The 5,886-nt window shown below is 47.6% G+C and carries 6 protein-coding genes and 1 tRNA gene; 5 read left to right on the forward strand and 2 right to left on the reverse strand.

The features are described 5' to 3' along the window. Positions 1 to 237 precede the first annotated feature (237 nt). Positions 238 to 321: transfer RNA gene (locus J0895_RS07230), tRNA-Leu, on the forward strand. 23 nt (positions 322 to 344) lie between these two features. After that, positions 345 to 1,142, forward strand: coding sequence for a TrmH family RNA methyltransferase (locus tag J0895_RS07235; protein ID WP_207087435.1), 798 nt, complete (start codon positions 345 to 347; stop codon positions 1,140 to 1,142). A 34-nt stretch (positions 1,143 to 1,176) separates the two neighbouring features. On the opposite strand, the gene J0895_RS07240 is transcribed toward J0895_RS07235, so the two are convergent. Together J0895_RS07240 and msrP are read right to left on the reverse strand one after the other, a co-directional pair. Beyond that, positions 1,177 to 1,425 carry a hypothetical protein gene (locus tag J0895_RS07240; RefSeq protein ID WP_207087436.1) on the reverse strand — a complete coding sequence of 83 codons (249 nt, stop codon included), beginning with the start codon at positions 1,423 to 1,425 and terminating at the stop codon, positions 1,177 to 1,179. Positions 1,426 to 1,916: 491 nt separating this feature from the next. Next, complete coding sequence (msrP, locus tag J0895_RS07245) at positions 1,917 to 2,906, reverse strand: protein-methionine-sulfoxide reductase catalytic subunit MsrP (RefSeq protein WP_207087437.1); 990 nt, start codon at positions 2,904 to 2,906, stop codon at positions 1,917 to 1,919. A 622-nt stretch (positions 2,907 to 3,528) separates the two neighbouring features. Between msrP and J0895_RS07250 the strand changes: the two genes are divergently transcribed. The 3 genes from J0895_RS07250 to J0895_RS07260 all read left to right on the forward strand — a co-directional run. Further along, positions 3,529 to 3,843, forward strand: coding sequence for a Mo-dependent nitrogenase C-terminal domain-containing protein (locus J0895_RS07250; RefSeq protein ID WP_207087438.1), 315 nt, complete (start codon positions 3,529 to 3,531; stop codon positions 3,841 to 3,843). A 231-nt stretch (positions 3,844 to 4,074) separates the two neighbouring features. Next, on the forward strand, positions 4,075 to 5,208 hold the full coding sequence (locus J0895_RS07255; protein WP_207087439.1) for a site-2 protease family protein: 1,134 nt from the start codon (positions 4,075 to 4,077) through the stop codon (positions 5,206 to 5,208). A 430-nt stretch (positions 5,209 to 5,638) separates the two neighbouring features. After that, positions 5,639 to 5,886 (forward strand): hypothetical protein (locus J0895_RS07260; protein WP_207087440.1); only part of this gene is annotated, 248 nt, incomplete at its 3' end.

Here is a 5,886-nt window from a genome sequence, read left to right on the forward strand (position 1 = left end):
CGATAGAGCGCTACATTAACGACCCTCATCATGGTTGGACTACAGTGTAGGCGGTTAAAACCGCTCGTGTGGGCTTTCCACATAGCATCTTTAGAGCGCGAGGCTACCAGCCCTACCGTGTTTCTCTTGTGTAGTAGGTAGATGTCGTAATTGGGAAAAAACTTTTTTGAATTGACCCCTTGACATCTATAAGGAATTAAGGCAGTATTGTAAATTGCAGTGCAAAACTGCATTTTCGCGGAACTGGCGGAATTGGTAGACGCGCTAGATTCAGGTTCTAGTGTCCGCAAGGACTTCCGGGTTCAAGTCCCGGGTTCCGCATCTACAACCCATTGAATACCCAAATGTTGACGAGCCTTCAGAATCCTCTGGTCAAGCAGATGCGGAAGTTGCACGCTGCAAAGGAGCGCGATCTCCAGCAAATGTTTCTGTTGGAAGGGACGCACCTCTTGGAGGAAGCCTGTGGGGTGGATTATCCCCTAGAGGTGGTCTGTTTTACACCGGAGTGGCAAGCTCGCTATCCCAAATTATGGGAACAGGTGACCCAGCGATCGCCCCGGTGTGAACTCGTCAACGAAGCAGTCCTCAAGGCAGTCGCGACCACGGTACAACCGGATGGAGTTGTCGCAGTCGCCAAACGGCGCGAGCCTGTGGTCCCTTCAATTCCTTGGTCCGGTTTGACCCTCGCCTTAGAAACCCTCCAAGACCCTGGTAATCTCGGGACCCTAATTAGAACCGCTGCCGCCACCGGAACTCAAGGCATTTGGTTAAGTGCTGATAGTGTAGATCCAGCTTCTCCAAAAGTTTTACGCGCCTCTGCCGGACAGTGGTTTCGCTTGCCTGTTGCCGTCAGTGCTGACTTGAAGAGCGATGTCATCCGCGCACAACAACAAGGGGTGCAGGTGATTTCTACCACTGCCGATGCACCCCTAACGTATTGGGAAATTGATTATCAGCAGCCGACTTTAGTTTTACTTGGCAATGAAGGCGCAGGATTATCCTCCGACTTACTCTCCACCGCCGATTATCAAGTTCGGATCCCCTTGCAGTCTGGGGTCGAATCCTTAAATGTTGCGATCGCCGCTGCCTTAATTTTATATGAAGCTCTGCGTCAAACCAGCCATTCCTCTCCGGTTGCTTAAACTCAGGGAATTCAAACTAACAAACCTTAAGGGATTAATCCTCAGCTTTTGGTTTGTGCAATTCTTTAAAAAATTCATCAATATCAGCCACGGCCTCTTCCAGATCATGGAGGGTAAAAGTCGCCTTCTCTTCTTCTGCCGTCTTAATCGCTTGCCGTTCAGCTTCGCGAGCAGATGCAGCCTTCTGGTCCTCCACCAATTGCAAACGCTCTTGCAATGCATTTAGAGAATCTAAGAATGCTTTCTCCGCTGCCTCCCGGTCTTCGTGCTGATGGTTGCTCATAACAAATTGACTCCCAACTCAATATGCACCGCTCCGATTACCTCCGATTCCGGAGAATGGGACGAGTACAAATACTATGCCCTCGGTCTTACAGTGTAGATGCATCCGGTGATCCCTAGGCGATCGGTACAGTCTTAGAGAACAAAAGACAAAAACCCGGGTTTCTGGCCCTAAATTGTTGCTCTGATGTAGAGATTTTGCGAAAAACCTGGATTCTAACCTCTACTGTACCGCTACTCTCCCCGGGTTGGACCGATTGTTTGACCCCGCCCAGGGAAGGTTGCCAAACCCCTCTTCTCAACCCGAATCTCAGGATGTAATGTGGGTCTGATTCCGTTGTGGCAATCAAGCTGAGTTTATCCCTTTTTGAGAAAACTGGCTATTTTGCGATCGCCATCAAGCTACACCTAGAGGTTAAGCCCTATCCGGTGGGTAAGGTAAAATATCCCGGGGGTGAAAACCACCGCCTAACGGGGATGAGAACGGTTTGTTTAGATAGAGTACAAGTTGGCGACCCATTCTCCATACCCGTTATAAGGAAGGGTAGGCTGACGTTTCCAGGATAAAGCCGGTCCAGTGCCAACAATCCGTTCTGTTGCCTGAGACCAGCGCGGATGAGGCTTATTCGGATTGACATTCGCCTCTAAATCGTACTCGCTCGGCACTAAAGTATTCCAATAAGTCGCCGGTTGTTCGGCTAGGAACTCGATTTTAACAATAGATTTAGCTCCCTTAAACCCGTATTTCCACGGAATTACCATCCGCAGGGGTGCTCCATGTTGTTTGGGAAGGGTCCGACCGTAAATTCCCGTAGCAAAAAAGGCCAGTTCGTTGGCCATTTCCTCAATTCTCAAACTTTCGGTGTAAGGCCAAGGTAAGCTGCCTAAATGAAATCCAGGACCTGGAGTAATCTCTGGATCATAAAATGAGGTAAATCGCACAAATTTAGCGGCACTGGTGGGTTCCACAGCTTCAATCATGCGTTTCATGGGGAATCCAATCCAGGGAACAACCATTGCCCAAGCTTCTACACATCGGAAGCGATAGATGCGTTCTTCTAGGGGAAATTGGGTTTGAATTTCATCAATATCATAAATGCGGGGATTTTTGACGAGTCCACTGACTTCAACTTTCCAGTTTTCTGTGGGCAAACTTTGGGCGGATTTCCAAATTGATTTGGTGCCGCCAAATTCATAAAAATTGTTGTAACGAGAGGCAAAGGTTTGGTCGGTGATGGGCCGATCGCCTTCTATAAAATTAGGGTTGCGCGGGATATTGGCTAAGGGAGTGGTATTTTGGATGAGTTCGCTCAGGGAGTCCGAGTTGGTTTCACCGTTACAGCCAGCGATCGGTAGAACTGTCGCCCCAATCCCCGCAGCGATGGCAGTCTTCAAAAAGCGACGACGGGACAAAAAGGCGGTTTCTGGAGTGGTTTGGTGTTCGGGAATTTCCCAGGATTTGATAATGCGGATGAGAACCATGATTGATAAATTTGGCAGTTGCCTTCAGGGTTTTTGAATTGAATCATCAAGAAAACTTAAGGAAATTATAGACCAAATTGTGGGGGCGATCGCCCCTGCCACTCCAGGACGAACTCCAGGGTGGATAGCCCCGTCTCATACCCAATCCGATTTTCAAAGGTCGTTTTTTATAGTAGAGTAGCCCGCGCAGGGCTCTGATGAGCCCCGCCTGTCCTGAGCCCCGTCGAAGGGTCGAAGGGTCGAAGGGTCGAAGGGTCGAAGGGTCGAAGTGCGGGCTTTGTCCGTGTAGACCCACCCTTGAGTCGCGCTTCTTTTTATAGACCTTTGACAACCGAATTCCGTATTAGTCCGGAAGTGAGCATTTTAACCGTCCTGAGACTCTCTATCTCTGGTAAGAGAGGGCAAAAGGTCGATTACGAGAGGGTTCTGGCGTTTTTATGTGACCTCGAATGCACCGACAGGCCATTGAGTCTTCCTTTGTTCGTATAATATAGGCGCGAAAACTCTATCTGATGAGGGTGGATTTTACTACTTTGGGAATGGGACAAACCTGGAATACCGGGGTAATAATAAACCTATAAGAGAAAAAACCTTCAGAGATATAGGTCAAGGAAGAATCGTGATGTTCATTTTATCAAACTTATTAACTCAGTCAAAAACCCTTTATAAACTTCGGGTGAATGATGTCCTGCTCCCTATCCGTAACTGGATCGATAGCATTGAAATTAAAAATCCGGAACAGGCCAAAGGATTGTGCAAGCTGATTCCGGCGCAATGTCCATTTGAACGGGATATCAAGCTATTTGGACGGACTTTATTTCACATTCCGCCGCTGTGTAAGCTCAATCCCTTTTATGAGCAACTGGTATTTCTGCGGTTTAGGGCCTTATGTTTCCTCGCCGATGAATGTGGCGAAGATGTCACCGTCTATTGTTAATCCGCCTCCCATAACCCTTTACTTTCCAAGGCTTCTATCCCTTCAGCTTCAAGACGTTGCGCGGGTAACTGCGTAGATTTACTCAGATTACAAGCCGGTTTCTCTAAGCCGAACTCCTAGGGACGGTTACTACGACTCAACCTAGATTGACCGATTCGTTACATTTTGTTACAGTAGAGAAACGAGAGGCAAAACATTGCATCTCAATTGTTAATAAATGACGGAGCCAATATGAACGGCAACATTCGCATCGGCAACTTATTCGGAATTCCTTTTTATGTAAACCCCTCGTGGTTTTTAGTGCTGGCTTTAGTGACCTTTAGTTATGGCGGAGCGCTGGCCTCTCAATTTCCAGCAATGGGTATAATATTACCCTGGATATTAGGATTGGTTGCGGCGTTGTTGCTGTTTGCTTCAGTATTAGCGCATGAATTGGGACATAGTTTTGTAGCCATTCGTCAGGGAATTGAAGTCAAATCGATCGCCTTATTCCTGTTCGGTGGACTCGCTAGTTTAGAACGAGAGTCAAAAACTCCTGGTGAGGCATTCTGGGTGGCGATCGCCGGACCAGCGGTGAGCTTCATGTTGTTTATACTGTTTAGTGCAGTTGCCTTAACAACGCCCGTCACTGGCCCAGTCGCTGCAATTTTGGGACTGTTGGCCTCGATAAACTTAATGTTAGCCCTGTTTAACCTGATTCCCGGTTTACCCCTCGATGGCGGGAACATCCTCAAATCCCTCGTCTGGAAAATTACCGGCAACCCCTATAAAGGTGTGATGTTTGCCGGACGAGTCGGCCAAGCACTCGGTTGGATTGCGGTACTCCTCGGTGGGTTGGCCATCCTCGGCATCAGTAACGTTGGCAGCTTCTGGACGCTGTTAATCGGGTTCTTCGTGATTCAGAATGCGGGAACTGCTGCACAATCGGCCTCAATTCAAGATACCCTTTCTCACTATACTGCTGCGGATGCAGTCAACCCCAACAGTCCGATTGTCTCTGCCGAACTCTCCTTGCGTGAGTTTGCCAACGAGTATATTATCGGTAGCAAAACCCAGTGGCGCAAGTTTTTAGTCACCGATGAGGCCGGATATTTAATCGGGTCGATCTCAGTGGATGATTTGAAACTAATCTCGACCTCTGACTGGCCGACGACTCAGGTTAAAGAACTGATGAAAACAGTGGAATCAACGACTACTATCAAATCCAATGTCACCTTACTCGAAGCGATCGCCATTCTCGAAGACCGCGACCTGTCTGAGTTACCTGTGATTAATGACAATGGGGTATTAGTCGGACTCCTGGAAAAAGGTGAGATTGTCCGGAAACTGCAAAAACAAAAATCTAGCCAAACTAATCCGGCCTAATCCTTCATCGGCTCTTAGTTTAACCTAACTCTGACCCGGTTTCATTCAGAAACCGGGTTTTTTGTGTCCCTCATCCGTCCCCTCAGCAGAATTTTAAGCGGAATTTTAACAACGCACCCCTTAACCTTGGCAATCTCTCCCTATCAATGATTTTCGTCAATCCGTCCCTAACTTAGGGAATTTTAAGCGACCTGTTCATAAGAACTTAAGGCCAATCTTAAGTAAGAATACTGAACTTGTCAAAGGGAATACAATCCAGTAGACTAATAGAATACTAATAATAGGCTTGTTGTTTAATTCAGCCCCGGTATTAACAGCCCTCCAATAAATAAAAAATGGGGTGGGGTTTTCCAGAATCAGGCAATCAGTGGGGGAACATCAGGATGCTAAAGGGGATAAAGATTAACAGATAAGGAGATCAAGGGAGATCATGGGTTATTGGATTGCTTCAGTCAAACAATTAACAGGCAAGCAGATTCAGTTCATCATCACTGGATTGTTTGCCACAGTGATTGGCGCACATCAACACCCCTTGTTGGCCCAAGGCATTGACCCGGCAAGCGATGGGACCGGGACCACGATTACCACGGATGGACCACAATTTAATATTCAAGGGGGACAAACATCGGCAGATGGGGCCAATTTGTTCCACAGTTTTAACCGCTTCAATTTAGACGC

This window comes from Phormidium pseudopriestleyi FRX01 (assembly GCF_017313335.1).
Classification (GTDB): domain Bacteria; phylum Cyanobacteriota; class Cyanobacteriia; order Cyanobacteriales; family Laspinemataceae; genus Laspinema; species Laspinema pseudopriestleyi.